This is a genomic window from uncultured Maricaulis sp. (genome assembly GCF_963976135.1).
Taxonomy (GTDB): domain Bacteria; phylum Pseudomonadota; class Alphaproteobacteria; order Caulobacterales; family Maricaulaceae; genus Maricaulis.
Window position 1 is genome coordinate 25956 of the sequence record NZ_CAXBKN010000002.1, and the last position, 26113, is coordinate 52068.

Consider the following 26113-nt stretch of genomic DNA (forward strand, 5'->3'; position numbering starts at 1 on the left):
TTGCGTCTTGGATCGATAATGCGCCTCTGAACGTAAGGCGGTCCTAACAAGGTAGGTTAGCAAACCCTTAATCTGAGCAGTGGTTTACAGCTGATTGAGCAGTGTCGGCAAATGCCGCGCATTTTCCGGCCTGCCGCGGTGAGCCGCAGGCCGGAATCGCTTGCGTGGATCGGGCTCGCCGCCGTTATGCGTCCGGTGCGGCCGGGCCCTGCGCCTCCGCGGCGGATTCTGCAGCGGCGCGTTCCTCGATCAATGCGCGCGCTGCATCCAGGCTGTCGACCGGCTCGATCGTGTCGATGAAGCAGCGGACATCGTCGCGTGTGTAAACATATTCGAGGAAGGGCGTGTACAGCGTCGTTGTCGAGGGGAAGCTGAGGCCGACCTCGACGCCGAAGCGCAAGCCCGGGCACCGATGGCGCAGCGTGACCAGATAATGATGGCTGGCGCCGCCATTGAGCACCAGGTGCTCATTATCGATCACGCTATAGCCATTGATATTGACCAGCCGGATACGTTCGGCTGCCGCCGGGGCGCTCAGCGCCAGCAAGCCGGCCAGTGCGGCCATGATGGATAAATGGATCCGGTTCATCTTGAACTCCCGTTCAGTGTGGTCCCTCACGCGCAGATTACCACATCGGTGCCGCGGGCAAGCATAATCATCGTTAACGTGCGGTTAGGCGTAAGGGCCCGATGCTTGGCTGCGAATCGATTCAGCAAAATTGCGGAGGTCTGACGTGGTCAGCCCGATTGAAGTAAGCCAGCAGGAATCCACCACGCGCCTGATCCGTCAGGCTGCGCGGGAAACCGGCACGGATTTCAACTTCCTGCTGCGGACGGCGGCGCGGGAAAGCAATTTCGACGCCGGCGCGCAGGCTTCGACCTCAAGCGCGGCGGGCATGTATCAGTTTATCGAGCAAACCTGGCTGGGTGTGATGCAGCGCCATGGTGGCGAGCATGGGCATGGCGATGCGGCACAGGCGATTACCCAGGGCGAAAATGGCCGGTTCGCCGTTTCCGACCCCACCGAGCGGTCCCGTATCCTGGATCTGCGCTTCGACCCGGAAACCGCCGCCCGCATGGCTGGTGAGCTGGCCTCGGAGAATGCCCAGGTCATTGAGTCACGACTGGGACGGCCGGCGTCCGGTGGCGAGCTCTATGCCGCACATTTCCTCGGTGCCAACGGCGCGGCCGGCCTGATCGCCGCCGCCGAGCGCTCGCCGGGCATGCGGGCCGACGAATTGTTTCCGCAAGCCGCGCAGGCCAACCGGCCGATCTTCTATGAGGGCGGCCGCGCACGATCGGCGAGCGAAGTGCTTGCTTCGCTGACGCGTGAACGGCCTGTCGTCAATCTTCCCGCCTCGGGGCCTGCCCCGGTCGTGGTGCCGAGGACGGGCTCCGGTTCGCCGGGCGGGCTGTATGGCGGACCGGTCAATCCGGGAAGTCAGCGCGTGGGGGATGGTGAGCTGTCACCGGCTTTGATGGAAATTCTCGCCTCGCTGGACGCTCCGGCTGCCGGCCGTGTCCGCGAAACGTAAACGGATACTTTCCGCGACAAGCTTTCATTAAGCATGTCGGCGTTAAGCTTCATTAAGTTCTGAAAGAATTCGGGAAAGCCATGACCGTCGTCGCGCTGCGAAATCGCCTGACTGAAACCGATGTCCGCCGCCTCGTGCGTGGGCAGACGGACGAAGACCGCGCCCTGGCGGCGCGCAAGATCTGCCATCGTATCGATGGGGCCAATCTGACCGATGCGGAACGCGCTGCGGCCCACGATATTCTTGAATTAATCGCACGCGATGCTGCAGAGCTGGTCCGGCGGGCGATGGCGGTCACCTTGCGCCAATCGCCCAACCTGCCGCACGACATTGCCGTCAAACTTGCGTCTGATGTCGATTCAGTGGCCACGCCCGTCTTGTTATCCTCTCCAGCGCTGACCGATGAGGATTTGATCGAGATCCTGAATGGCGCGAGCTCGGCGAAATACTGTGCCGTTGCCGCACGCGATCATGTGTCGCCGATCATTGTGCACGAGATTCTCGACTCCAGGGATGAGAAAGCCGTCGGTGTTGTCGCATCCAATGACGGGGCGGAATTCAACGAGGCGGCCTATCAGCGCGCCTTCAGCGAGTTTTGCGAGTGTCAGCCGGTGATGGATGCCTTCGTGGCGCGTTCCCATCTGCCGCTGGATATCACCGAGCGTCTGATCTCGCACATAAGCGACCAGGCGCTTGACCGTCTGGTCAAGAACCATGCCCTGCCGCCGCAGCTCGCCGTCGAGATCGCCGAGGGCGCGCGTGAGCGTGCGACCATCGATCTGGTGGATCAGGCCGGTCTCGCGCATGATCCGAGGCATTTTGTGCAGCAATTGCGGATGAATAGCCGGCTGACGCCGTCATTGATCCTGCGCGCCCTGTTCCGCGGTCATGTGAGTTTTGTCGAGCATGCCTTCGCGGAATTGTCGGGCTTGCCGCATGCGAAGGCCTGGCTGCTGGTTCATGATGCCGGACCGCTTGGGCTGCGCGCCATCTATGACCGCACCGGCATGCCACCACGCCTCTATCCGGCGATCCGGGCAGGCCTGGATGTCTATCACTCGACCGAAATGCCTCATGACGGCGAGGGGCGCGAACACTTTCGTCGTGTGCTGGCGGAGCGGGCCATCACACGGTTCCAAGGCATTCCCGAAGAAGATCTGGATTATGTTCTGCGGCGGTTCGCCGAGGACGCTCAGCCGTTGGCAGCTGCCGGCTGAGGCTGGTCCTTCCAGGGCGCTGCAAAGGCTTCGGCCATCTCTTCAAGCTGACCTGCCAGCTCGGCGGCAACCGGATCGGTGGTGTCGCGGATATTCTGTACCAGCGCCGCGCGGATGGCATTTACATGCGCCAGAACGAGGCCAGCCGGCGCGACTTCGCGCTTCTCGGGCATGTCGATCATCTTGGCCATTGATGAGGCGAGGCGGGTGATGATCGGGAATTCATAGGTCGAGCCGAGGCCGCGCAGATCGTGCGCGCGGATGAAGAGGTCTTCGCCCTCCTGGCCTTTCAGCCCTTCCTTGCGAACAATACTCGCGGATTTTTCGAGTTTCTCGACCTCATCTTCAAGCCAGAGCGCAAAATCTGACCGCATCTCATTGAGGGCATTGTCCGCCTTCTCGATCAAATGCAGGTCAGCGGCGCCAATCGGCCCACCGATTTTGATCTGCAGCATGTTCGGCGCGGCAATCATTTCGACGTCGGGATTGGTTTTGGCCATGCGAGAAGTCCTCTTAATGGGAAGCGGTGAGTTGGGCTGCCGGACGGATCAGGTCAGACCGATCGGCTTCCCGGCGTTCGGGGCCGACATAGGAATCGGTTTCCACGAACCCTTGATCGCCGGTCAGGACGTCACGCAGGCAACTGGCGAGTGCGGCGGCTGTGACAGGCTTGATGAGGAAGGCGTTGACGCCGGCCCGGCGGGCCTGGCGAATCTTGTCTGTACCGTCATAGGCGGTCAGCATGATGACCGGCAGGCCCGGAACCGGGCTGGAAACAGGGGAGCGGATGCAGCTGACCAGATCGATCCCGTCGCGCGGCTTCATTTTCCAATCGGTGATGACCAGATCAATCGCTTGCGATTTCAGGAGGTCGAGCGCCTGGGACACCGATCCGGTCTCGATGACTTTCGCGCAGCCAAAGGCCTGCAGCGAGACCCGAAGGACGCCGCGCAGTGCAGCATTGTCGTCCACGACCAGAATTCGTGTCTGGGACAAGGTTTCTTCGAGCGCCATTTTCATCGTCTCGCCGGTGCGGATGCGAATTGAGTTACTGGCCGCTACTGTAGTGATTGGTGCTTAACGCCGCCCTAAGCGTGGCTAACTTTCAAACTGTTCGGTGAGGATGCGCTCGGCCAGGTCACGGCCGCGATCAAACAGGATGGTGAGAGTGACGTCCTCGGCCTCGACGACCTCCACCCAGGCCACTTCCCGGAATTCCTGATTATCGGCGACGGCGTGAACCGGGCGCAGGCGCGGTTCGGCAATCTCAAATCCGACCTTCGCGCTGTGCGGCAGGAGCGCGCCGCGCCAGCGACGTGGCCGAAAGGCGCTGATCGGCGTCAGGGCCAGTACCTTGGAATCGAGCGGGAGGATGGGGCCGTGGGCCGAGAGATTATATGCGGTCGAGCCCGCTGGCGTGGCGACCATCACACCATCGGCCTGCAGCTCGCTCATCCGGGCGCGGCCGTCAATATTGATGCGGATCTTGGCGGTCTGGCGGGTGCCACGCAGCAATGAGACCTCATTGATCGCCAGGGCCTTGAAGGGGTGGCCATAGACATCCTCGCCGGTGGCGCGAAGCGGGTGGAGGCGGGCGTGCTCGGCATCCGCCAGGCGGGCGAGCAGGCCATCTTCCCTGAATTCATTCATCAGGAAGCCGACCGAGCCGAAATTCATGCCATAGACGCTGGCCCCCGTCCGCATCGCGGCGTGGAGCGCGTCCAGCATGAGACCGTCACCGCCCAGGGCGACAATGATCTCGGCCTGGTCCAGTTCCACATGACCATATTGTTGCTCAAGCCGGGCTTTGGCGGCCTTGGCATCGGGGCGGGGGCTGGCGAGAAAAGCGAGGGTAGGGGGCAAGAGAGCGTCCGTTATGACCGGCGCGTATTCAAGACCTGCTTCCGAGTTGACGCAAGGCGTTGGCAGCTTTCTCCGGCCCGTACATCCGGAAGATATTGGCAGCGGCGCTCATTGCGTCGCCCTCAAGCTGTTGATGCATGCGTCCGTCCCGCTGCAGGGCCCGGTGGACGGTCGGGTAGTCAGTCCGGTCGAGGCCGCAAGCCTGGCAAGCCATCGCTGCGGCACGCACGCCGCCCATGGCGAGCGCGACGCGCCATTGTGCCGGTGTGAGATTGCAGAGCCTGGCGACCGCATGGTCAAACACTGCGCCCTTGCCGGCCCGCAGGGCGGTCAGTGCGTAATTACCCGTCAGCGCACCAGACTTCATGGCTGCGTCCACTGCCTGCGCGGCTTCCGTGTCGACACCGGCCGAGGTGGCACTCAGCGCGGCCTTCACCGCCAGGCCCTCGACGTAATTCTTGTCGAGGGCGAAGCGACGGTATAAATCCTCACGCCAGTTTTCCGGCAGCATGATGCAAAGCTGGGTCGCATAGTCGGCTGTCAGATCATGCCGGCGGGCCAGGGCCTCGCGCAGCTTCATATGATCCTTGGCGACGGACAGGCAGATATCCAGGGCCGATTCACTGATCTGCGCTGTCGCGTTATTGGCCAGAGCCCGCAGAATGATGGCTTCGCCCGGTTTTGCCAGCACATCGGTGACGGCGGGGCCAAGATTGGCCCGGCCGGCCAGATGCCGGCGGTGATCGATCGATCCGGTTTCGGCGAGACTGATCATGTCCTGCTGGGTCAGCCGCTGGCTGTTGCGAATGACAATGCAGGCGACGTCGATTTCGTCGAAGGCGAAGTGCCGGATCGCGGAATGCGGTGCCCATTCGGACGACGCCAGTTTTTCCACCATGGCAATTTTGGTGGGCGCGTCGATCGTGCTGGAGAGGGTGACCAGCAGGTCGCCCGCGATCGGGTCTGCGGTCGGCGATAGCGGTTGGGCCAGGCACATTTCCGTGACGCCCAAAGCAAGCTCGCGACGCTTGGAGGGGTCTCGCATTTTTGCGAGTTGGGCTATAGCGTGTGCAGATTGACTGACCATGGACCTGGCGTGAGTTTGCTTATTCTTGCGATCTATTAAGACTGACTTGCCTTGAAAACTTGTTAATGAGGCTGAGCCCGGAGGCGACTGGCAGTGAAGGATATGTCCGAACCAATACTCTTGGCTGAGTACTCGCGTGTCAGGACGAACACACAGACGATGGTCGACCATCTCGGCTGCGAGGACATGGTGATCCAGACCATGCCCGACGTCAGCCCAACCAAGTGGCACCTCGCACATACCAGCTGGTTCTGGGAAACATTCCTGCTGCTTGAGTCGCTCGACGGGTATCAAGAATATAGGCGCGATTATAATTATTTATTCAATTCTTACTATGAGGCGATCGGAGAGCGGCACCCGCGTGAGCGGCGTGGTTTTCTCTCGAGGCCCGGCCTGACCGAGGTGTTGGGCTATCGCGAGCATGTTGACGAGGCGATGGGGCGTCTGCTGTCTGCACTCGAGGGCGAGGCGCTTGAGCGCCTTGAGCCTCTAGTCAGGCTTGGGCTGGCGCATGAGGAACAGCACCAGGAGCTAATCCTCACCGATATCAAGCATGTGCTGTCGCACCACCCATTTGCCCCGATCGCCTTTCCCGAACGCCGCCCGGATGTCGTGGCCGGTGACGGGGCCGCGCCGTCCTGGGTCGGTTTCGATGGCGGCGTGTTTGCCTTCGGTGCGGAGGGATTACCGTTTCAGTTCGACAATGAGGGACCGTCTCATGAGGCCGTGCTGACTCCTTTTGCCCTGGCTGACCGGCCGGTGACCAATGGGGAATATGCCGCTTTCATCCGGGATGGCGGCTATCGCACGCCCTCACTCTGGCTGGCCGATGGCTGGGCTCGTCTCAATGCCGAGGGCTGGCAGGCGCCGCTCTACTGGCGTGAACGCGACGGGGAGTGGCGCGAGTTTACCCTGCATGGCGAGGGGGAAATCCGGCCGGATTCTCCGGTCGTGCATCTCAGCTATTATGAAGCATCCGCCTATGCCGAATGGGCCGGAGCGCGTCTCCCCGGCGAGCGCGAATGGGAACATGCTGCCAGGCGTGCAGCCGGTCCGGACGGGCGTTTTGCAATGCCGGGTTATTCGGCGCATCCAGGGGATTGCGAGCCGGGCACAGGTCTGCGCCAGATGTTTGGCGGGGTGTGGGAATGGACGCGGTCCGACTATGCTCCCTATCCGCGTTACCGGCCGGCCGCCGGCGCGGTCGGCGAATACAATGGCAAATTCATGAGCGGCCAATACGTCCTGCGCGGCGGGTCTTGCGCCACCTCGCGCGGGCATGTGCGGCCGACCTACCGGAATTTCTTCCCGCCGCAGGCGCGCTGGCAGTTTTCCGGCTTGCGGCTGGCAAAGGATATTTGACCGCGCCCGCCGGGCGGCGGATGATCGGAACGATATAATCAAAACACCTTGCGGGAGGTAAGCATGGACGATCAAACGGCCCTGTCGGTTCAGGATCAGGTTTCGGCCGAAGAATGGAAAGCGCGTTGCGACCTGGCGGCATTGTATCGCCTGGTACGCATGCATGGATGGGATGATCTCTTTTTCACCCATATCTCGATGCGGGTGCCCGGACCGGAAGAGCATTTCCTGCTCAATCCTTTCGGCCTGCTCTATGAGGATGTGACCGCCTCCAATCTGGTCAAGGTTGACCTGGACGGCAATGTGCTTCCGCCGTCGCGCTATGGCATTAATCCGGCCGGTTTCACCATCCACTCCGCCATTCATGCGGCACGCGAAGATGTTCATGTCGCGCTGCATCTGCACTCCGACGCCGGCGTTGCAGTAGCGGCGCAGAAGGGCGGTTTGCGGCCAATCTCCCAGCTCGCCATGAATATTTTCAACGATGTGGCCTATCATGGCTATGAAGGCATCGCGCTGGAAGCCGATGAGAAACAGAGGCTTGTTGCTGATCTGGGCGACAAGAATCTCATGATTCTGTCCAGTCATGGCACATTGTCGGTTGGCGACCACCCGTTCAGCGCGTATATTCGAATCTACCTACTTGAACGTGCGTGCCGCATTCAGGTGATGGCACAGGCCGGCGGAGAACTGATCGAATGGGATCAGAAGATGCAGGATCGGGTGTTTGGCCAGTCATCGGAGATCTCGGGCAACGAGTTCTTCAAGGAAATTGCCTGGGCGGCGCTGCTCGACCGCGTCCGCCGCGAAAGCCCTGGCTTCGACGCCTGACGCTGCCGCTCGCGCTGTTTGCGATCGCGGCGCCGGCTCAGGCCGGGGCGTGGCCGCAACAGCGCGGCGAGGGCTTGATGATTACCACGACCTTGCTCGACCGCGCCGAGCTGAGCTTCGGTCCGAATGGCGAGCGGCGTGATGACGGCTATTTCTACAAGGACGAGCTGGCGCTCTATCTCGAATACGGGCTGACCGACAGGTTCACCCTGGTGTCACGCGCCGCCTGGCAGACGGTTGAGCGCCGCAATGGTCCTGACTTCGACAGCGCTCAGGGCTTCGCCGCAACCGAGTTTGGCCTGCGGCGCGTGCTATATCTGGATGGCGGACAAGTCTTGTCGCTGCAGGCGATGGCAATCCTGCCGGGGGCGGGCGAGAATATTTCCGATCAACCGCTGGGCGATGGCGGCAATGCCTGGGAGGCACGGGGCCTGTGGGGGGGCAATCTGACGCGCAACCTGTTCGCGGATGTCCAGCTGGCCTATCGCTGGCGCGACGGTTTGTATGCCGATGAGGCACGGCTCGACCTGACACTGGGCTGGCAGCCCGCAGACGCCTGGCAGGTTCTGGTCCAGGGGTTTTCCGTCTGGAGCCTGGACGCCGTGCAGCCGCATGTGCGCCCGTTCGAGCAGCACAAGGTTCAACTCTCGATCGGGCGCGAAATCGGTGAGATGGAGTATCATCTCGGCGCTGTATTGACGCCGGCAGGGCGCAATACAATCGAGGAACACGCGCTCTTCCTCTCGGTCTGGCGCCGCTTCTAGTCTGCGGGTTGCGAATTGTCGGGCGCGGTTCTCGCTTCGATAAAGGCGATCACGTCGCGGCGATCATCGGCATTGCGAAGTCCGACAAAGCTCATTCGATTGCCCGGCACCAGTTCGCGCGGATTCTCGATCCAGGCGTCCAGTGTTTCCCGACCCCATGTCAGGCCCGATTCCCGTAGCGGGCGTGAATAGCTGAAGCCGGCCGCATTTGCCGCCGGCTGGCCCAGCACATCGTGGAGATTGGGCCCGACCGTGTGCCGGCCGCCCTCATTGAGTGTGTGGCAGGACTGGCAGCGACGGAACTGGCGCTGGCCATTGGCTAGGTCGACGCCGGGTGTGGCCGCAGCGAGCTGCTGCGCCGCTGGGACGGCGGCCGGCGCGGGGGGGGCGGACCGGGCCGGAGCGTCGGCAGACTGGGCTGCGGCGGCTGCCCCACTGGGCGTCGCCGGATCGGCGCTATCACCACATCCCATCAGGGCAAGCGAAGCGAGGGCGGGCAATAGAATTCGGGCCATGGGGCTTCTCCGCGTCTGGCATGAGTATCTGGTATAGTGCGACCGCGAGGCAATGCCATGTGGCAGCATGCCGCCCTTGGTCGTGCGCCGGGGCCGGTGGCTGACGATGCAATTTCCCTTGCAGTGTGTCAGGATTTGGAGTTCCACATCGCCGATCAAGGGCATCCCGCCCGTTCGCGGCTGGATTGGCCGATCAAGGAGGCGCCATGAATCGCGTTGATGAGCTGAAAGCCGTACTGATGTGCGGCGCAGGGCATTCCGGATCGACGCTGTTGGGCATGATCCTGGGCAGTCACTCCAAGGCGTTCTACGTCGGCGAGGGTGCCAAGGTCCGCAATCTCGGTGATGAGAAGAAGCCCCTGCGCAAGCGGGTCTGCAAGATTTGTGGCGAGGGCTGCGAGGTCTGGGCTGGCTTTCGCTGGGATCGCGAGAGCCCGCTTTATGAACAGATTTCCGCGCACGTTCATCGCACAGTCATCATCGATTCGACAAAAGATGAAGCTTGGATCGAAGCGCGTGCCGCCGAGATGAACAAGGCCGGGGGGCAAGCCTTCCTACTTTTCCTGACCCGGGATGGACGTGCTGTGGTCAATTCGCGAATCCGGAAATATCCGGAGCGCGGTGCCGAGGCGCAGATACGGCAATGGATGGAAAAGATGGTGTTGAGTCAGGCACTGTTCGAGCGCTTCGAGGGCCCCAAATTGCAGGTCAGCTATGAAAACCTGTCGACCCGGACCGAATCCGAGGTTCGCCGTGTGTGCGACATGATGCAGATCGAGTTCGAGCCGGCCATGCTGCGCTTCGCCGAACAATCGCACCATGTGCTCGGCGGCAATAGCGGCACCCAGTTCATCGCCGCGAAAACGCGGTTTGACGATCCCGACGAGGCCTTTGTCAGCCTGACGGACCGTACCAGTGCCTATTACGAGAATCATTCCGGCGGGATTGAGATCGATTTGCGATGGAAGCAGGAATTCGACCCGGCCCACCTGGCCTTGTTTGAAGAGCTTGCCGGGCCATTGAACACGCAGTTCAGTGTTGGAGCATAAGCAGATTATGGCAAAAGTTGACCTTGTTTTCCGGCAGATTGACGAGCGCACGCGCGATGTCGCCCTGGCCCTGGCGCAGGAGCATATCCGGCCCGAAAACACCTTCATTCTTGACGATGTCCGGCCGTTTACCGAATGCGTCAATCAGATGCTCCAGATCGAGCATGACTGTGATTATGTAGTCTATGTCGATGCCGACTGCCTGATCCTCGAGGATATGCGGGCCTTCATAGATGCCTGCGATGCACCCTATGTCGATGCCTATGTCAGCGACCGATTCCGCGGCCGCTTGCATTGCGGCGTCCACATTACCCGGATCGATGTGGTGCGGGCTATGGCGGCGACGAAAGTCCCCGAGAATGACCTCAAATACGTGCTTCGCCCGGAATCGCGTCTGCGCAATCTGGCAATGAAGCCGATGGGCTCAAGCAAGCAATTCCGCAATTTCGACATTCTGCACGACCATTTCCAGTCCTATCACCACGTCTTCATGAAATACGCCCTGCGCCAATTGCGCAGCCGCACCAAGATCCAGGCGCAACGCCTGACCCGTGCCATGCGGGCCTGGCAGTCGCAGGACGGGATGATGTGCGACTTGACCATGGCGCGCCATGCGGTCGAATTCGCGCGCAAGGCCGTTCCGGCCTCGGCGGCGCCGAAGGAGGTCCATGATTTCATTGAGGCCCTGCCGCAGCATGCCACCGCCGAGATCGCGCGCATGGGGCTTCAGGAAAAGGGCGCCTTCACCCGCGAGGAGCTGGATGACTGGCTGGTCGAGAACCGAGGCCGTGTCGCCTATGGCCAGAGCGCCCAGAAGCCGAAAGTCTTCGGTCTCGGCCTCAGCCGCACCGGCACGCGCAGCCTGACCGGTGCGCTGCAAATGCTTGGCTTCGACTGCTCGCATTATCCGATCGACGAGGACACCTATATCGAGCTGTCCAATGCGCAATATGACCTGACCCTGCTGCGCGATCTCGACGGGCTGACCGATATCACGACCATTCCCTTCTACCCGCATTTCGACAAACTCTATCCGGGCAGCAAATTCATCCTCACCGTTCGCGACAAGGATGACTGGCTCGCCTCCTGTTCGCGCCATTGGTATAATCGTCCGGCCTTCAAGGATTTCGATGATCCCGATGAGGGGATACATTTGCGGATGCGCCAATTCCTGCGCGCGGCCGTCTATGGTTGCTACAACTTCGATCCGGAGCGCTTTTCCCACGTGTATGACCAGCACGTCCGTTCAGTGATGGAATATTTCAAGGATCGGCCCGAGGATCTTCTGATCATCGATATCTGTTCCGGTGAAGGTTTCAGCAAGTTGGCTGATTTCCTGGACCGGCCGGTCCCGGCGGCCCCTTTCCCGCACAAGGGCGCGGTCCTCTCGGCGATGATGACGGCCGAGGCCGAGCCGCAATCGGCTCGCGTGGCCTGAACAATCATGTCCGGAACCGGTGAGTCAGAGGATGCCGTGACGCCGCCGGTTCCCGGATTCTCTGAAGCCGCCGGCCATGCCTGGCGCACGCTTGGCCTGACCTGGTCGGCCAGTCGTGGCCTGACCGTGCTGATTGCCGGCCTCACCGTGTTCGTCGCTTTGCTGCCGGCCCTGGCACTCTATCTGTCGAAGCTTGTGATGGACGGTGTCGTCACCGCGATGGAGAGTACGAGCCCCGCCGACCGGGATCTGGCCCTGCTCTGGGTTGCGGCCGAAGCGGCAATCCTGGCTGTCCTGCTCGCGGCGCGGCGCCTTCTGACCTTCTACAAGACCCGGCTGCACGCCGAGCTCGGTTTCGCGGTCACCTCGCTCATCCTGCGCAAGTCGGCGGCGCTGTCGCTCGCCCAGGTCGAGGATGCAGCGGTGCAACAGCAATTCCTGCTGGCGCGGCAATATGCGGCGAGCCGGCCCTATAATCTGGTCAATCGCCTGTTCGACGCAGCCCAGCAAGGCCTGACCCTGGCCTCGGTCGCCGCCTTGCTGGCCGGGTTTTCGCCCTGGCTCTTCCTTTTGGTGGTCGCTGGCGGCCTGCCGCTCTTTATCGGCAATCTCCACTTCGCCGGCACCGCCTATCGTTTCTACACCGGCCGTTCGCCGCAAATGCGTGAGCGCAGTTATCTGGAAAGCCTGGTCACTACCGAGGCGGCCGCGCGGGAGCGTTTGCATTTCGGCTTTGGTGATGAATTGCTGCGCCGCTATGGCGAGCTCTTCCACACCCTTCATGCCGATGACAGCGCCCTGCATGCGCGCCAGGCCTGGATTGCCTCGGCGCTGGGCGTGCTCAGCTCGGCGGTATTCCTCGGCGGCAAGGTCTGGATTGTCTGGGTGACGATTGGCGGCGCCATCTCGCTGGGCCAGATGGTGATGCTGGTCGGCCTGCTCAAACAGGGGCAGGCGAATGTCTCCTCGCTGATGGCGGCGTTCAATGGCGTCGTCGAGGATTTGCTCTATGTCGCCAATCTGTTCGCGGTGATGCAATTGCCAGAGGAGGACCGCAGCAGCGGTGCGACTGCCGGTCCCGACCCGGCCGACGGGCTGCGCTTCGACAATGTCAGCTATACCTATCCCGGTCGCAAACGTCCGGCGCTGGACGCCATCAGTTTTCATCTTCCTCCTGGCAGCCGGCTGGGTATTGTCGGCGCCAATGGCTCGGGCAAGACGACGCTGGTCAAGCTCGCGACCGGTCTTTATGCGCCCGATAGCGGCCGGGTGACGCTCGACGGTCTGGTCTTGCAGGACTGGCAGCGCGCGGCGTTGGCGCGGCGGCTGGGCGTGATGTTCCAGCCCTTCATGAATTACAAGCTGACCGCGCGCGACAATATCGCTGCCGGGCTGGGCCTGGCCGAGGCCGATGAGGCCAATCTGGCCCGTGCCGCCCGGCTGGGTCTCGCCGAGGAGCTGATTGCCGAATTGCCGGCTGGTCTGGACACGCGGCTCTCGCGCCATTTCGTTGACGGGCATGACTTGTCCGGAGGCCAGTGGCAACGCCTCGCCATGGCACGCGCCTATCTCAATGACGAAGCCGATATCCTGATCCTCGACGAGCCCACCGCCGCGATGGACCCGGCTGCCGAAGCCGAATTCATGCAACGCCCGCTCGATGGCAAATCGGTGATCCTGATCTCCCACCGCCTGTCCAATCTGCGCCATGCCGACCAGATCATCGTCCTCGACAAGGGCAAGCTGATCGAAATGGGATCCCACGACTTGCTGATCGCGCAGGGCGGGCTTTATGCGGGGCTGTTCGATAGCCAGGCGGATCCGTACCGGGACGTATGAGTGCGGGGCGCTCGTGCCGCCAATCCCTGCCGTCTCTCCATTATTCGACCGCATCCTGACGCAAGTCAGGACCTGGCCCCGCCAGGTGCGGAGCCCATGAAATCGAGACCTGGCCATCGGAGAGGAAGGCGGCACAAGGCTCGACTGCCCTATCCACTCCGGTTTCGGGGCGGGGCGCAAGGCGTCCGAGCAAGTCTCCCATCTTTTTCCAGGACGACTTGGCGGGGCGTTTCGGATGTCTCAACTATCTATTGCGCTAAACGGCATTCGCCGCGTCCCGCACACCCCCGAACAGGGAGAAGCCACTCAAACCTCCAGCCGCTCGCGGCGTGGAGATTTTGGCGCATCGCTTCCAGTGGCAATCTCAGCGGCACCAGTCCGGTTTTTGCGTCTGGGCGCGGCCGTTGCGGTGTGGCCAGGGGCGTAGATGACCGGCGGCAATTCCGGTGCGGGCGAGGTCCTGTCCATCGATCGAGAGCTGCAGCACGCGGCGGCCATAGCGGTCGGTGCCTTCATCGCCGGAGATGGTGATGGCGCTGCGGCGGGTGAGGGCGATCATATAGGTCTTGGCGGCCTGGCCGAGCTGGCGCTCCTGCTCACAGCGGGCACCGCTGCGCGAGCCCACCGCCCCGGTTTCCGGCGCATCGATACCGGCGAGCCGGAAACGCATTCCGTCAAGCCGGCCGCTATCGCCATCGGACCAGGAGATTTCATGGACGGCTTCGGTCGGGGCAGAGGGCCGAACGGAGACGGCTTCGCACCCCTGCAGGACGAAAAGACCGAGCAGGGCTACGGCAAACGCAGGGTGAATTTTCAGGATCCGGTTCCGATTCGATTTCGGCATGCGGCGGCATCGCCGCTCCTCAGCGGGAGCGAACCAGGGCAGCGAATATCCGGCCGGGCCGGGCGCTACTGGCAATAACGAAGAGGCAAGACTGCGGGGAGGGCCCTGAGCGGTCACGGGCGCCGCCGCGCGCCCGCAGAGTTCGAAATGGTGCCGGCTGAGGGACTCGAACCCCCGACCCCCTGATTACAAATCAGGTGCTCTACCAGCTGAGCTAAGCCGGCCCGATTTCGATCGTCTGGCGCTCTGATAGCCGCAGCCGCGACATCTCACAAGGTTTCGCTGCAATGCATGCAGTGATATGCGCTTGGGATGGCCCAGCTCAATCGCGTTATCGGACTTCCCGGCCTTTGCCTGTATGGGATTGGCGTCACGCTCGGGGCGGGGATTTACGCCCTGGTCGGTGAGATCGCCGGGCTGGCCGGGCTCTATGCGCCCTGGGCCTTCGTCCTGGCGGGGACGCTGGCGGCTTTTACCGGCCTGTCCTATGCCGAGCTCGGCTCGCGCTATCCGGAGAGCGCTGGCGAGGCAGCCTATCTCGCCCATGGTTTCAAGCGACGCTGGCTGACGGCAGCGGCCGGCTATGGCGTCGCCCTGTCCGGCTCGATTTCCTCGGCGGTAGTGTTGCACGGATTTGCCGGCTATCTCGGTGAGCTGGTGCCGCTGCCCGGCTGGATCGCCATAATCGGCGCGCTGGCGATTCTGGCATTGATCGCGATCTGGGGTGTGCGGCAATCCATTGTGATCGCTGGCATCATCACCCTGGTCGAAGCGGGCGGCCTGATTCTGATCATCGCCGTTGCGGCGCCCGGCGCGATCGCGGCTCCGCCGCCAGTGGATTTCGGGCCCGTGCCCTGGTCGGGCCTGTTTGCGGCGAGCGTAATGGCCTTCTTTGCCTTCATCGGCTTCGAGGACATCGCCAATATGGCCGAGGAGGTCAGACGCCCGCGGCGCACCCTGCCGCTGGCGATCCTGATCACTCTGTCAGTCTCGTCACTGATTTACCTGGCGGTGGCCTGGGTTTCGGTGCGGGCCCTGCCGCCCGAAGTGCTCGCGGCCGAGGGCGGGCCGCTCGCGGCCGTGTTCGAACACGCGACCGGTCTCAATGGCGATGGCATCGCTGCGGTCGCCCTGTTGGCAATGGTCAATGGCGCGCTGGTCCAGATCGTGATGGTCGCGCGTGTGCTTTACGGACTCGCGAAGCGCGGCCTGGCCCCGGCAGCCCTGGGCGCTGTGCACCCGGTTCGCCGCACGCCGGTATGGGCGACGCTCGCCGCCGCTGGCGCGATTGCGATATTTGCCATGTCCGGCGCACTGGGCCCGCTGGCGATGGCGGCCTCAACCGTGACATTGCTGGTGTTCTCGCTGGTCAATGCCGCCTTGCTGGCCTTGCGCCTGCGCCGCGAGCCGGCCGCCCCGGAGAGCTTCAGCGTGCCGATACTGGTCCCGGCGGTCGGACTGACCGTGAGCCTCGCGGTCGCGGCCGGTGCGATCGTGACAAGCCTCTAGTGGTCGCCAGTCTGGCGCGCGGTGTCTGGTTGGCACCGCGCGCCGGATATCAGGCGTATTCGGATTTGACGGCGAGACCATCGAGTGCCGTCTGGACAATGGCGACAACGACGAAACCGACCAGAAGGTGAGAGGCGTCGAGCACGAACAGCATGAAGGGCTGCATCGCATACACGAAGCTGTAGGCCAGCGTCGTCAGCGCGAAACCGGCCCAGAGCAGGACGGCGCCCTTGATGGCCGGTATCATGCCATCGCTGCCGAAGCGCTTCAGCACCAGGCCGATGAAAATGGCCGTAACCAGGGAAATCAGGAAGCCGTGCAGCATGCCGAGTGCCATGTTTTCGTTGGCGGCGACCATCTGGGCTTCGGTGAAGTCGTGCAGGCCGACCCACAGGTCGACGAAGAACAGGCCGTAAAACAGAAAGCCGACAAAATAGAGCGCGATGGCCGAAGCCAGCACGGCGATGATGTTGAGACCGAAAATGCGCGGCATTGGGTATTTCCTCCCCTTGTCAGGACGGCTATGTCTGGCCGTCCTGTGCGCGGGTTTTGAAACTCGCGCTTCAGGCGAATAGATATACACGCATTCCGCCGCAAAGAAGAAGTACCCGCCATGGCCCGTATCCTGATCACCAGCGCCTTGCCCTATATCAACGGGGTCAAACATCTCGGGAATCTGGCGGGCTCGATGTTGCCAGCCGATGTCTATGCGCGCTTCCAGCGGCTGGGCGGCCATGACGTCCTCTATATCTGCGCCACGGACGAGCACGGCACGCCGGCCGAACTGGCGGCGAGCGAGGCGGGCATGGATGTGCGCGCCTATTGCGATGAGCAGCACGAGATCCAGAAACGCTCCGGCGAGGGCTTCTCGCTGAGCTATGATTATTTCGGCCGCACCTCCAATCCGGAAACCGCGCGGCTGACCCAGCATTTCGCCGATGTGCTCGAGGATAAGGGCCTGATCGAGGAAGTGCTCGAACACCAGATTTTCTCGATCGATGATGATCGCTTCCTGCCCGACCGTTATGTCGAGGGCACCTGTCCGCATTGCGGTTTCGAGCGCGCCCGCGGCGATCAGTGCGACAGCTGCGGCCGCCTGCTCGAGCCGACCGATCTGATCGAACCCTATTCGAAAGTTTCCGGCTCGAAGAATCTCGAAGTGCGCGGCACCAAGCATCTGCATCTGATGCAGACCAAGATGGCGGACCGCATTCGCGCCTGGGTCGATGCCGCTGTCGGCTGGCCATCCCTGGCCAAGTCGATTGCCTATAAATGGCTCGATGAAGGCCTGCGCGACCGGGCGATCACGCGCGATCTGAAATGGGGTGTGCCCGTGGCCCGCAAGGGCGCGCCGCGCGAGGGCTTTGAAAACAAGGTCTTCTATGTCTGGTTCGATGCGCCGATCGGCTATCTCGGTGCGACGGCCGAATGGGCCGCGCTCAATAATGCCGATTGGGAGAGCTGGTGGCGCACCGACAAGGGCGCCGATGACGTCACCTATGTCCAGTTCATGGGCAAGGACAATGTCGCCTTCCATACGGTGAGCTTCCCGGCGACGATCCTGGGTTCGGAAGAGCCGTGGAAGACGGTCGACAAGCTGAAGGCCTTCAACTGGCTCACCTGGTATGGCGGTAAATTCTCGACCTCTGAACAGCGCGGCGTCTTCATGGACAAGGCGCTTGAGATCATGCCGGGCGATTACTGGCGCTGGTATCTCACCGCGAATGCGCCGGAAGGCTCGGATTCCGCCTTCACCTGGGAGCATTTCCAGTCGGTGATCAACAAGGACCTGGCCGATGTGCTGGGCAATTACGTCAATCGCGTCCTGCGCTTCAACAAGTCGCGCTTCGAGGCCGTGGTGCCTGCCGGTGGCACCTGGGGCGAGAATGAGGACTGGCTGGCGGCGGAGATGACGGTGCGGCTGGAGGCGGCTGCGGCGAATTTCGAGGCGATGGAATTCCGCAAGGCCGCCGCCGAGGTTCGCGGCCTGTGGGCGCTGGGCAATGAGTATCTGACCCGCGCTGAACCCTGGACCAAGTTCAAGACCGATCCGGAAGGCGCGGCGGTTGGCGTGCGAACGGCGCTCAATTTCATGGGTATCATGGCGATCGTCGCCCAACCGATCATCCCCGTCTCGGCCAAGACGATACTGGATGCGCTTTCCATACCGGACGAACACCGCAACTGGCCCGGGGGTGATGCCAAGGCGATGCTGAGCGCATTGCCGGTTGGCCTGTCGGTGGAGCCGCCCGAAGTCCTGTTCAAGAAGATTGAGGAAGACGATATCGCCGATTGGACGGAACGGTTCGGCGGCGCGGAGCAGGGATGATGACTTTGAACCGGATGATGATACGGGCGTTGGTGCTGGGAATCTTGGTCCTGGGCCTGGTGGCCTGTTCGCCAGCCGCCGACGAGGCGGAAATCGACATGTCTGCCTTCGGCCCCGACGAATCCGAACAGGCCATGGCCGAGGTTGAGATTCCCGAGTTTGGCGACATTCCCGACTGGCGCCTGGCTGATCCCGAGGACCTCTTGCTGATCGAGACACGCCACGGCGTGATCACGGTTGAGCTCTCCGATGAATTCGCCCCCAATCACGCCGCGCGCATGCGCCAGGCGGTGCGTGACGGTTTCTTCGACGGGCGCGATTTTTACCGTGTGATCGACGGTTTCGTCGCCCAGGGCGGGCGTGGCGAGGAGGCGGATTCGGTGGATTTGCCGCAATACCCGCTACTGGCCGGCGAATTCCATCGTCCCACAGCCGGCATCAGTTTCACCGCCATGATTGATGAGGATCTCTATGCGCCCGTGGTCGGCCATGTGAATGGCTTCCCGGCGGCCCAAAGCGCCGACGGGGCCGAAACCTGGCTGATCCATTGTCCGGGTACCATGGCAATGGCGCGCGGCAATGGCCCCGATACCGGCGATGTCGAATTCTACATCGTGATCGGGCAGGGGCCGCGTCATCTCGACCGCATCATGAGCGTGTTCGGACGGGTGATTGATGGCATGGAGCATGTTCAGGCGCTCCATCGCGGCGATCCGATGGTCAATTCCGGGGTGATTGCTGATCCGGCCCTGCGTGACCCGATCCTGTCCATGCGCATCGCGGCAGACCTGCCCGAGGGCCAGCGGCCGGTCTATGAAATCATGCGCACCGATAGCGAAGCCTTTCATCTCGCCAAGGCGGCGCGCCGCAATCGGACCGCAGAGTTTTTCTTCGAAACGCCGCCCGCCGTGATCGAAGCCTGCCACATGCCCGCCCGGGTACGGCGGGTGAACTGATGCGCGGCCAGGGCGGCTCGGCATGATGGAGCGCCTGAGCGAAGGCGAGGTTGAGCGGCTGTCCCGCGCTGCCGCTTGCCTGCTCGAGGCCGAAGTCCGGCTGCCCGTGCTCAAGACCATCGCCTGGGACCGCTCGCATGCCGATGCCTTCTTCGCGACGGGCGGGCGCGAATTGCCCAAGCCGATCTATCCGCAGATCGACCCGGCCCCATCGCTCGAGCGTATCGCGGCGGCGCGCAGCCTGATCGATGGCGACAGCCCGGTGCATGACTGGCTGCGGCGGCTGGCCGACACGCTTACGCAAACTGCGGCTCTGCTCGCCAGTACCGGCACCAGGGCCTTTCACACGCATTCGCGCGCCCTCTACGGCGACCCGCGATCCCCGATCGCCGATGGCAAGCGCAATGCGCTTGATCTTGCACGCCGGCTCGACACATTGCTCGCGGATTTCGAGGAGGGGAGTATCCGGCTGGAGCCGCCGGAACGCCTGACCGCCGAGGAACTCAAGCGCCGGCTCGATGCGGAATTGCCGCGCTATTTCGGCCAGGCGGCGCCGCAGGTGGAAGTGACCTTGAATGTCTCGGCCAAGGCCGCCGCCGGCCGCGATTATATCAAGCTGCGGGCCGACGCAGCTTTCTCGGATCTCGATGTGATCCAGCTCTTGCAGCATGAGGCCCTGATCCACATTGCCACCAATATGAATGGCGCGGCCCAGCGCCGTTTCCCGATCCTGGCCGAGGCGCATCCCGGCAATGCGCGGACCCAGGAAGGCCTGGCCGTGTTCGCTGAATTCATTTCCGGCGCCCTCGACCCGCGCCGCTTCCGGCGCCTGGCCGACCGGACCATCGCCATCGACATGGCGTCCGAGGGCGCCGACTTCATCGAATTGTTCAATTTCTTCCGCGAACGCGGCAGCCATGACGCACCGATCGAGGCGTTTGAGAATGCGCGCAGGGTCGTGCGCGGCGGACTGGTTGGTGGTGGGGCACCTTGCACCAAGGATTCGATCTATCTCGGCGGTTTGCTGGAAGTGCACAACTATCTGCGCACGGCCGTGCGGGCAGGGGATCCGGCCTTCATCCGCCTGCTCTTTGTCGGCAAGATCGATCTGGCCGATCTGGACGCGATGAAAATGCTGCGCGAGCAGGGGCTGATTGCCGAACCGGCCTTTCTGCCGCCCTGGGCGACCGATTTGCGTTATCTCCTGTCCTATCTGGCCTATTCCACCTTTCTCAACGAGATCGACCTGAGCCATGTTGCGGCGCGCTATGAGAAGCTGCTGGGTGCGGCACAGCCGCCCAATTCCCCACAGGGAGATTGACCTCATCGCGAGTCGCGGGTCGAATGGGATCAGCTGATGATCACGGGGACTGGACCGATATGAAACGCCAATTTTTGAGTGCCGTCGCAGCGCTGGCCCTGATGGGCTGTACACAACCGGATGCCGAGACGCCCGGCGATGTGGCGACGCCGACCGATTCTGCCGCGGTGGAGACGGCGCCGCCGGTAGTCCGGGCGCCCGGTGATGATGCCCTGCGCGCATCGATCGCGATGGATTACACCGACAATCTTCAGGCCCTCTACGAGCATTTCCATGCCAACCCGGAACTTTCCCTGATGGAGGTCGAGACTGCGGCCCGTCTGGCGGCCGAATTGCGCGCCCTGGGATATGAAGTCACGGAAGGCGTTGGCGGCACCGGCCTGGTTGCTGTGCTTCCGAATGGCGAGGGCCCGACGGTCATGATGCGCGCCGATATGGATGCGCTGCCCCTCGAGGAACATACCGACGTGGCCTATGCCTCGACCGTGACCGGCATCGACCGGCGCGGGCTGGAGAGCCATGTCATGCATGCCTGCGCCCATGATACCCATATGACGGCGCTGGTTGGCACGGCCCGTCAGATGATGGAGCGGCGCGATGACTGGTCAGGCACGCTGGTGCTGATCGGCCAGCCGGCCGAGGAAATCGGGCTGGGTGCCGGCATGATGATTGAGGATGGCCTGTTCGAGCGCTTCCCGCTGCCCGATTACAATCTGTCCTTCCACACATTTTCCGGCATTCCATCCGGCCATATCACCTTCGCCCCCGGTTATGCGATGGCCAATGTCGACTCGGTCGATATCAGCGTCCATGGCCGCGGCGGCCATGGGGCCTATCCGCACGCCACCAAGGATCCGGTCTATCTGTCGGCCCAGATCATCGTCGCGCTGCAATCGCTGGTCTCGCGTGAGCTCTCGCCGCTCGATCCCGGTGTCATCACCGTTGGCGCGATCCATGCCGGCACCAAGCACAATATCATCAGTGACGGCGCGCATCTCCAGCTCACCGTTCGCTCCTATACCGACGAGGTGCGCGAGCACCTTCTCACCGGGATTGAACGCATCGCTCACGCCCAGGCGGCGTCCTACGGGCTGACGCCGGAGGAATACCCCGATGTCGAGGTCGAGCTGCCCTATACGCCGGCGATGTACAATGACCCGAACCTGACGGCGCGGGCCGTCTCTGCGATGCGCGCCCGGTTTGGCAATAGCGCCGTGACCGAGGCCGAACCGGTGATGGGCGGCGAGGATTTCGCGCAATATCACCGTACCGAGGCCGCGATCCCGAGCTTCATGTTCTGGGTTGGCGGAACGACGCAGGAAAGGCTGGATGATTTCGCCGCGCGTGGTGTGCCGGCACCGTCCAATCACTCTCCGCTTTTCGCGCCTGACGATCCACAGACCAGCATCACCATGGCGATCGAAGCCAGTACCGCAGTCGCTATGGACCTGCTCGCCAGGCCAACGGAGGGTTAGGTGGCGGTTCCGGCCCGGCGCGCATTTTCGGGGGCGCCGTGGGAAGACAAGGTCGGCTATTGCCGGGCCCTGCGGCGCGGGCCGCATGTCTGGGTAACCGGGACAGTGGCGATGGATGTCGCCGGCGGCGTCTATGCCGCTGGTGACCCGGAGGCCCAGGCGCGGCGCTGTTTCGAGATTATCGGCCAGGCGCTCGAGGATGTTGGCGCCACCCTGGAAGACGTGGTGCGCACGCGCATGTTCGTCACCAATATCGATCACTGGGAAGCTTTCGGCCGGGCTCATGGCGAGGTGTTCCGTGACCACCCGCCGGCGACGACGATGGTCGAGGTTTCCCGCTTCATCGGCCCGGAATTCATGGTCGAGATCGAGGCCGATGCCTTCGTCGATGAAGGTTGCGAAGCCGCCTGACCGGCCTTGCGCTGGGGCCGCCGCCGCGTAGGATCAAAACAGGCGTCCAGCACGTCACCGGAAATCTGGGGGAATAGGCATGTCATTGATACCAGCAGACAATGCCGTGGCCGCAGTTGCGGCGCTCTTCGTTATTGCAGCCGCCGGATTCCTGATGGAAAAGACCCGGATTGGTGCACTGCTGACCGGCGCGGTCTGGGCGATCCTGTTTGCCATCATCGCCTCGAATATCGGGCTGATTCCGCAGGACTCTCCCGGCTATGGCTTCGTCTTCACCTATTTCGTGCCGATCCTGATCCCGCTCTTCCTGATGAAGGCGGATCTGAAGAAGATATTCTTCGAGACGGGCCGCATGACGCTGGCCTTTCTGCTGGCCTCGCTGGGGACCGTGCTGGGTGCCATCCTTGCCTTCTCGCTGATCGATATCGGCGAGAACCAGGCCGCCGCGGCCGGGACATTTACCGCGACCTATATCGGTGGATCGGTCAATTATGCAGCGCTGGTCGACCTGACCGGCCTGGCCCGCAATGACCCGAATTTCGTCTCCTCGGCGACGGCGGTCGATAATCTGTTCTCCGGCCTCTTCCTGGCCATGCTGGCGGTTCTGCCCGGCTGGCACTGGCTGGCCCGGCGTTTTGTCACACGCGATCACAGCAAGGCCGAGATCGAGGTCGATGCGTCTGAGCCGGCGGGCAAGGCGACCGCGGCGACGCTGCTCTATTCGGCGGCCTTCGCGCTGGTCGTGCTGGCGCTGGGTGATCTGCTGACCGGTCTTGCCGTGGCGCAATGGGGCGAGGCTGCCGGCAATTGGCGCTATGCGATCATTACGGTGCTGGCCCTGATCCCGGCGACCGCCTTTCCCAAAACGATGGCCAGCCTGCATGGCGGCTATGAGCTGGGCATTGGTCTGAGCTTTGTCTTCTTCGCGGCGATCGCGGCGGGGGCCGACGTGATCGGACTGGTGCAGACCGCGCCGATCCTGATTGCCCTGATCGCTATCCTGTTGACAGTGCACGCGATTGTCACTTTCGGCCTCGGATCGATCCTGAAATTCTCCCTGCCCGAACTGATCACCGCCTCCAATGCCGCCATTCTTGGCGCGACAACGGCGCCGGCACTGGCGGCCGCCAAGGGCTGGAAGGATCTGGTGACGCCGGGGGTGCTGGTCGGGGTGTTCGGCTATGCCATCGGCACGGTGATCGCGACGGCAGTATATCAGTTCTGGCCCGGCTAACCTTCGGATATCGAACTGGTATTCCCTGGTAGTTGCGCGCCTCTGAAGGCGTGGTCGCGGCGCGGCGCGTGCCCTGACGCGTTGAGCCAGCCCACCCCGAATGTCCTGTGGACACAGGGTTTCTCGCCGGAATCGACCAGCGGTGCCGTTCTTTGACGCCATCATCCTCCGGTGATGCGTTGATGTAACATTGTGCTGGCCTACTTTATCACCCCGCTACTCCTGATCATCATGTCATTGGCCCCGCCCTGAAGCTTCGGCGTCGCTCGGCACATGGCCTGTACGGGACCGGATCGGCATCATTCCCTCTCAACGATCGCACTGCGCCCCAGTATTACTCCATTGTCACGCGCCCGTCAGTGCCCGGCAGGACTGGATGCTTCAGGTTTGCATCCATTCGGAGGCCTTGGGGCATCCAGTCTATATCAGACCTATCCAGAGGGGATATTCATGACGCGTAAATCAGCATTGATCGCCGGAACGGCCTTTGCCCTGGCCAGCCTGGCTGTAATCGCCAATGCGGCTACGGCCCAGGATCAGGGCCAGAGCTATTCCGCTGATGCCGTCTCGATCGAGAATTTCATCGGCCGGGTCGAGATCCGCACCGGTGATGCCGCCGGTGTCAGTGTCAGCATCACCAATCCGGGCGGCCTCGTGGAAGACCCGCAATTGCGCCAGACCGGCGCCGGCCTGGCGATCGATGGCGGCCAGTCTATCCGCAATCTCAATTGCAATGTGCGCAACGGGGTCATCCGCATCGGCCGCCGCTGGAGTGGTCAGCACGAGATCAGCGAATATCCATTGCTGACCATCACGGCCCCGGCTTCCCTGGCCCTGCAGCTGCGCGACGCAGCCTTCCAGGGCACGGCTGGTGATCTCGGTTCGCTTGATCTGGAGATGAGCAGCTGCGGCAATTTCGTGACCGGTGCCATTGCCCATGACGTTGATGTTAACATCAACGGGTCCGGTGACCTGACCACACGCAATATCGGTGGCGATGTTGATATCGGGATCAATGGCTCGGGTGATGTCGTGCTTGGCGATGTTGCCGGAATGATGGATGTCGGGATCAACGGTTCCGGTGACGTGCGCGTGGCTGGCGTTACCGGCCATACCGATGTTGGCATCAATGGCTCCGGCGATGTCGAACTCGGCAATATCGCCGGGCTTGAGGTCCGGATCGCCGGCTCTGGTGAAGTCGAGGCCCGCACCATGGACGGGCCCTTCAGCGCCCGGATCGGCGGCTCCGGCGATATCGCCATACACGGCGGCCGCGCCGAGCCGTTTGATGTTTCGATCAATGGTTCCGGCGATGTCAGTTTTGGCGGCACAGCGGTCAATGTCACCGTGCGCGAGACCGGCGGCGGCGATGTCAGCATCGAGGAGATCGAAGGCTCGGTCGACTGGCGCCGCAATGGCCGCTCGGTCCTGCGTGTCGGCGGTACCGACTAGGCGGGATCCTCGATCGGCGCCTTGCCGCGGGCAGGGCGCCATTTCGACGCCTCATAGAGGGCGATTGCGGCCGCGTTCGAGACATTCAGGCTCTCGATCGCGTCCATCATCGGAATCCGTACCAGCTGGTCGCATTCCGAGGCGACGCGCGGCCGCAACCCCTTGTCTTCCGACCCCATCACCAGAACCAGTCCCGGGCCATGGCCCTTGCCGTCAAAGCCGGCAATCGCATCGGCGAGCGAGGCTTCGCCTTCGCCAGCCAGGCCGAGCACATGACGGCCGGCCTTGCGGAAGCTCTTCAGCGTATCGGCGATATTGGTCACCTGGATGTGGGGCACGCGTTCGGCTGCACCGACCGCGCTCTTGCACACGGTGCCAAAGATCGGCGGCGACTTGCGGTCCTGCATGATGATGGCGCGAATCCCGAAGGCGGCAGCGGAGCGGAAGATGGCGCCGACATTGTGCGGATCGGTAATCTGGTCGAGCACGAGCAGGGCGCCATGGGTCGGATCGACCACGGCATTGATGTGTTCGCTTTCCAGCGCGCTGCATTTGAGGGCAAAACCCTGATGCACCGCACCCTCGGGCAGGGCCTGGTCGATCTCGCGCGGCTCATAGAGCCGTTTCGCCAGGCCTTCCGGGATCTCTTTCACCGCATTGCGCGTCACGCGGATTTCGATCACTTTGCGCTTGCTGTTTTGCAGCGCTGCGAGCACAGCGTGGCGCCCCCAGATCCAGCCGGAATTCGCTGTCTGGGCAGGGCTGGAGCGGCGTGTGTAATCGCCGCGGTTGGGAGTGTTGCGCATAGGGGGCTTCGTCACTATAGTCCGCGCTCCTGTCTCAGGGCGGTTGCAGATTTCGGCGCAGGCATAGCATGCCAGGCGAGGAGCGCAGACCCTTTGTTGCAGGTCTTCCCACGGCCCGTTTATCGTGCCCGAGGGACACCCTGTGGAGGGGTGGCCGAGTGGTTAAAGGCAGCAGACTGTAAATCTGCCCGCATAGCGTACGCTGGTTCGAATCCAGCCCCCTCCACCACCCTTCGCCCTGCGGGCTTCGGGTGGCAAGCCACCCGCAGCGCGCAC

The 26113-nt window shown here is 62.8% G+C and carries 25 protein-coding genes and 2 tRNA genes; 17 read left to right on the forward strand and 10 right to left on the reverse strand.

Features of this window, described 5'->3' with window-relative positions; translation table 11 throughout:
* Positions 1 to 184: 184 nt before the first annotated feature.
* Positions 185 to 589: a DUF6491 family protein gene (locus AAC023_RS00535; RefSeq protein WP_339737028.1), complete on the reverse strand. Its 405-nt coding sequence runs from the start codon at positions 587 to 589 to the stop codon at positions 185 to 187.
* Between the two features lie 145 nt (positions 590 to 734).
* Between AAC023_RS00535 and AAC023_RS00540 the strand changes: the two genes are divergently transcribed.
* Positions 735 to 1535, forward strand: a complete 801-nt coding sequence (locus AAC023_RS00540) for a hypothetical protein (protein WP_339737030.1) — start codon at positions 735 to 737, stop codon at positions 1533 to 1535.
* A gap of 80 nt (positions 1536 to 1615) precedes the next feature.
* Positions 1616 to 2752 carry a DUF2336 domain-containing protein gene (locus AAC023_RS00545; RefSeq protein WP_339737032.1) on the forward strand — a complete coding sequence of 379 codons (1137 nt, stop codon included), beginning with the start codon at positions 1616 to 1618 and terminating at the stop codon, positions 2750 to 2752.
* Here the strand turns inward: AAC023_RS00545 and AAC023_RS00550 are convergent.
* The 4 genes from AAC023_RS00550 to AAC023_RS00565 all read right to left on the reverse strand — a co-directional run bounded on the left by AAC023_RS00550 (position 2728) and on the right by AAC023_RS00565 (position 5660).
* Positions 2728 to 3252, reverse strand: coding sequence for an Hpt domain-containing protein (locus tag AAC023_RS00550; protein ID WP_339737034.1), 525 nt, complete (start codon positions 3250 to 3252; stop codon positions 2728 to 2730). The two genes, AAC023_RS00545 and AAC023_RS00550, sit on opposite strands and share 25 nt — an antisense overlap.
* Positions 3253 to 3265: 13 nt before the next feature.
* Positions 3266 to 3772, reverse strand: a complete 507-nt coding sequence (locus AAC023_RS00555) for a response regulator (RefSeq protein ID WP_339737036.1) — start codon at positions 3770 to 3772, stop codon at positions 3266 to 3268.
* A gap of 78 nt (positions 3773 to 3850) precedes the next feature.
* Complete coding sequence (locus tag AAC023_RS00560) at positions 3851 to 4615, reverse strand: NAD kinase (protein WP_339737038.1); 765 nt, start codon at positions 4613 to 4615, stop codon at positions 3851 to 3853.
* Between the two features lie 28 nt (positions 4616 to 4643).
* Positions 4644 to 5660, reverse strand: coding sequence for a DUF2336 domain-containing protein (locus tag AAC023_RS00565; RefSeq protein WP_339737040.1), 1017 nt, complete (start codon positions 5658 to 5660; stop codon positions 4644 to 4646).
* Between the two features lie 144 nt (positions 5661 to 5804).
* Between AAC023_RS00565 and egtB the strand changes: the two genes are divergently transcribed.
* The 3 genes from egtB to AAC023_RS00580 all read left to right on the forward strand — a co-directional run bounded on the left by egtB (position 5805) and on the right by AAC023_RS00580 (position 8659).
* Entirely contained in the window at positions 5805 to 7064 is a 1260-nt protein-coding gene (gene egtB / locus AAC023_RS00570; RefSeq protein ID WP_339737042.1) for an ergothioneine biosynthesis protein EgtB, read from the forward strand.
* Between the two features lie 63 nt (positions 7065 to 7127).
* Positions 7128 to 7895 (forward strand): class II aldolase/adducin family protein, encoded by a 768-nt coding sequence (locus AAC023_RS00575; RefSeq protein ID WP_339737044.1) that lies wholly within the window; start codon positions 7128 to 7130, stop codon positions 7893 to 7895.
* Positions 7896 to 7972: 77 nt separating this feature from the next.
* On the forward strand, positions 7973 to 8659 hold the full coding sequence (locus AAC023_RS00580; protein ID WP_339737046.1) for a hypothetical protein: 687 nt from the start codon (positions 7973 to 7975) through the stop codon (positions 8657 to 8659).
* On the opposite strand, the gene AAC023_RS00585 is transcribed toward AAC023_RS00580, so the two are convergent.
* Positions 8656 to 9174 (reverse strand): cytochrome c family protein, encoded by a 519-nt coding sequence (locus tag AAC023_RS00585; protein WP_339737048.1) that lies wholly within the window; start codon positions 9172 to 9174, stop codon positions 8656 to 8658. The genes AAC023_RS00580 and AAC023_RS00585 overlap by 4 nt on opposite strands.
* A gap of 206 nt (positions 9175 to 9380) precedes the next feature.
* On the opposite strand from AAC023_RS00585, the gene AAC023_RS00590 reads away from it, so the two are divergent.
* The 3 genes from AAC023_RS00590 to AAC023_RS00600 are packed head-to-tail and all read left to right on the forward strand — an operon-like array spanning position 9381 to position 13500.
* Complete coding sequence (locus AAC023_RS00590) at positions 9381 to 10223, forward strand: sulfotransferase (protein WP_339737050.1); 843 nt, start codon at positions 9381 to 9383, stop codon at positions 10221 to 10223.
* A 7-nt stretch (positions 10224 to 10230) separates the two neighbouring features.
* On the forward strand, positions 10231 to 11661 hold the full coding sequence (locus AAC023_RS00595; protein WP_339737052.1) for a sulfotransferase family protein: 1431 nt from the start codon (positions 10231 to 10233) through the stop codon (positions 11659 to 11661).
* A gap of 6 nt (positions 11662 to 11667) precedes the next feature.
* Positions 11668 to 13500, forward strand: a complete 1833-nt coding sequence (locus AAC023_RS00600; protein ID WP_339737054.1) for an ABC transporter ATP-binding protein — start codon at positions 11668 to 11670, stop codon at positions 13498 to 13500.
* Positions 13501 to 13864: 364 nt separating this feature from the next.
* Here the strand turns inward: AAC023_RS00600 and AAC023_RS00605 are convergent, their stop codons facing one another.
* Both AAC023_RS00605 and AAC023_RS00610 read right to left on the reverse strand, forming a co-directional pair.
* Positions 13865 to 14344: a thermonuclease family protein gene (locus AAC023_RS00605; RefSeq protein WP_339737056.1), complete on the reverse strand. Its 480-nt coding sequence runs from the start codon at positions 14342 to 14344 to the stop codon at positions 13865 to 13867.
* Between the two features lie 148 nt (positions 14345 to 14492).
* Positions 14493 to 14568: transfer RNA gene (locus tag AAC023_RS00610), tRNA-Thr, on the reverse strand.
* Between the two features lie 88 nt (positions 14569 to 14656).
* On the opposite strand from AAC023_RS00610, the gene AAC023_RS00615 reads away from it, so the two are divergent.
* A complete protein-coding gene (locus tag AAC023_RS00615) occupies positions 14657 to 15853 on the forward strand; it encodes an APC family permease (protein ID WP_339737058.1) in 1197 nt (398 codons plus the stop codon).
* Between the two features lie 49 nt (positions 15854 to 15902).
* On the opposite strand, the gene AAC023_RS00620 is transcribed toward AAC023_RS00615, so the two are convergent.
* On the reverse strand, positions 15903 to 16346 hold the full coding sequence (locus tag AAC023_RS00620; RefSeq protein WP_339737060.1) for a DUF1761 domain-containing protein: 444 nt from the start codon (positions 16344 to 16346) through the stop codon (positions 15903 to 15905).
* Positions 16347 to 16466: 120 nt separating this feature from the next.
* On the opposite strand from AAC023_RS00620, the gene metG reads away from it, so the two are divergent.
* From metG to AAC023_RS00655, 7 genes are all read left to right on the forward strand, one after another.
* Entirely contained in the window at positions 16467 to 18182 is a 1716-nt protein-coding gene (gene metG, locus AAC023_RS00625; protein WP_339737062.1) for a methionine--tRNA ligase, read from the forward strand.
* Positions 18179 to 19138: a peptidylprolyl isomerase gene (locus AAC023_RS00630; protein ID WP_339737064.1), complete on the forward strand. Its 960-nt coding sequence runs from the start codon at positions 18179 to 18181 to the stop codon at positions 19136 to 19138. Before metG ends, AAC023_RS00630 begins: the two co-directional genes overlap by 4 nt.
* Before the next feature lie 22 nt (positions 19139 to 19160).
* Positions 19161 to 20459, forward strand: coding sequence for a flavohemoglobin expression-modulating QEGLA motif protein (locus AAC023_RS00635; protein WP_339737066.1), 1299 nt, complete (start codon positions 19161 to 19163; stop codon positions 20457 to 20459).
* A 23-nt stretch (positions 20460 to 20482) separates the two neighbouring features.
* On the forward strand, positions 20483 to 21934 hold the full coding sequence (locus AAC023_RS00640; protein WP_339737068.1) for an amidohydrolase: 1452 nt from the start codon (positions 20483 to 20485) through the stop codon (positions 21932 to 21934).
* On the forward strand, positions 21935 to 22345 hold the full coding sequence (locus tag AAC023_RS00645) for a RidA family protein (protein WP_339737070.1): 411 nt from the start codon (positions 21935 to 21937) through the stop codon (positions 22343 to 22345). It begins immediately after the preceding gene.
* Positions 22346 to 22424: 79 nt separating this feature from the next.
* Positions 22425 to 23579 carry a DUF819 family protein gene (locus AAC023_RS00650; protein WP_339737072.1) on the forward strand — a complete coding sequence of 385 codons (1155 nt, stop codon included), beginning with the start codon at positions 22425 to 22427 and terminating at the stop codon, positions 23577 to 23579.
* Positions 23580 to 24029: 450 nt separating this feature from the next.
* Positions 24030 to 25031 (forward strand): DUF2807 domain-containing protein, encoded by a 1002-nt coding sequence (locus AAC023_RS00655; RefSeq protein ID WP_339737074.1) that lies wholly within the window; start codon positions 24030 to 24032, stop codon positions 25029 to 25031.
* On the opposite strand, the gene rlmB is transcribed toward AAC023_RS00655, so the two are convergent.
* The gene (gene rlmB, locus AAC023_RS00660; protein ID WP_339737076.1) at positions 25028 to 25852 is read right to left on the reverse strand and encodes a 23S rRNA (guanosine(2251)-2'-O)-methyltransferase RlmB; all 825 of its coding nucleotides are present in this window, start codon (positions 25850 to 25852) and stop codon (positions 25028 to 25030) included. The two genes, AAC023_RS00655 and rlmB, sit on opposite strands and share 4 nt — an antisense overlap.
* A gap of 129 nt (positions 25853 to 25981) precedes the next feature.
* Between rlmB and AAC023_RS00665 the strand changes: the two genes are divergently transcribed.
* Positions 25982 to 26066, forward strand: a tRNA-Tyr gene (locus tag AAC023_RS00665).
* Positions 26067 to 26113: the final 47 nt, after the last annotated feature.

What these genes read in the sequence shown, in the direction of transcription:
- AAC023_RS00535 (WP_339737028.1), bottom strand. Translation starts at nt 589, where the DNA reads ATGAACCGGATCCATTTATCCATCATGGCCGCACTGGCCGGCTTGCTG.
- AAC023_RS00545 (WP_339737032.1), top strand. Translation starts at nt 1,616, where the DNA reads ATGACCGTCGTCGCGCTGCGAAATCGCCTGACTGAAACCGATGTCCGC.
- AAC023_RS00550 (WP_339737034.1), bottom strand. Translation starts at nt 3,252, where the DNA reads ATGGCCAAAACCAATCCCGACGTCGAAATGATTGCCGCGCCGAACATG.
- AAC023_RS00555 (WP_339737036.1), bottom strand. Translation starts at nt 3,772, where the DNA reads ATGAAAATGGCGCTCGAAGAAACCTTGTCCCAGACACGAATTCTGGTC.
- AAC023_RS00565 (WP_339737040.1), bottom strand. Translation starts at nt 5,660, where the DNA reads ATGCGAGACCCCTCCAAGCGTCGCGAGCTTGCTTTGGGCGTCACGGAA.
- egtB (WP_339737042.1), top strand. Translation starts at nt 5,805, where the DNA reads ATGTCCGAACCAATACTCTTGGCTGAGTACTCGCGTGTCAGGACGAAC.
- AAC023_RS00575 (WP_339737044.1), top strand. Translation starts at nt 7,128, where the DNA reads ATGGACGATCAAACGGCCCTGTCGGTTCAGGATCAGGTTTCGGCCGAA.
- AAC023_RS00580 (WP_339737046.1), top strand. Translation starts at nt 7,973, where the DNA reads ATGATTACCACGACCTTGCTCGACCGCGCCGAGCTGAGCTTCGGTCCG.
- AAC023_RS00585 (WP_339737048.1), bottom strand. Translation starts at nt 9,174, where the DNA reads ATGGCCCGAATTCTATTGCCCGCCCTCGCTTCGCTTGCCCTGATGGGA.
- AAC023_RS00590 (WP_339737050.1), top strand. Translation starts at nt 9,381, where the DNA reads ATGAATCGCGTTGATGAGCTGAAAGCCGTACTGATGTGCGGCGCAGGG.
- AAC023_RS00595 (WP_339737052.1), top strand. Translation starts at nt 10,231, where the DNA reads ATGGCAAAAGTTGACCTTGTTTTCCGGCAGATTGACGAGCGCACGCGC.
- AAC023_RS00600 (WP_339737054.1), top strand. Translation starts at nt 11,668, where the DNA reads ATGTCCGGAACCGGTGAGTCAGAGGATGCCGTGACGCCGCCGGTTCCC.
- AAC023_RS00605 (WP_339737056.1), bottom strand. Translation starts at nt 14,344, where the DNA reads ATGCCGAAATCGAATCGGAACCGGATCCTGAAAATTCACCCTGCGTTT.
- AAC023_RS00615 (WP_339737058.1), top strand. Translation starts at nt 14,657, where the DNA reads ATGGCCCAGCTCAATCGCGTTATCGGACTTCCCGGCCTTTGCCTGTAT.
- AAC023_RS00620 (WP_339737060.1), bottom strand. Translation starts at nt 16,346, where the DNA reads ATGCCGCGCATTTTCGGTCTCAACATCATCGCCGTGCTGGCTTCGGCC.
- metG (WP_339737062.1), top strand. Translation starts at nt 16,467, where the DNA reads ATGGCCCGTATCCTGATCACCAGCGCCTTGCCCTATATCAACGGGGTC.
- AAC023_RS00630 (WP_339737064.1), top strand. Translation starts at nt 18,179, where the DNA reads ATGATGACTTTGAACCGGATGATGATACGGGCGTTGGTGCTGGGAATC.
- AAC023_RS00635 (WP_339737066.1), top strand. Translation starts at nt 19,161, where the DNA reads ATGATGGAGCGCCTGAGCGAAGGCGAGGTTGAGCGGCTGTCCCGCGCT.
- AAC023_RS00640 (WP_339737068.1), top strand. Translation starts at nt 20,483, where the DNA reads ATGGGATCAGCTGATGATCACGGGGACTGGACCGATATGAAACGCCAA.
- AAC023_RS00650 (WP_339737072.1), top strand. Translation starts at nt 22,425, where the DNA reads ATGTCATTGATACCAGCAGACAATGCCGTGGCCGCAGTTGCGGCGCTC.
- AAC023_RS00655 (WP_339737074.1), top strand. Translation starts at nt 24,030, where the DNA reads ATGACGCGTAAATCAGCATTGATCGCCGGAACGGCCTTTGCCCTGGCC.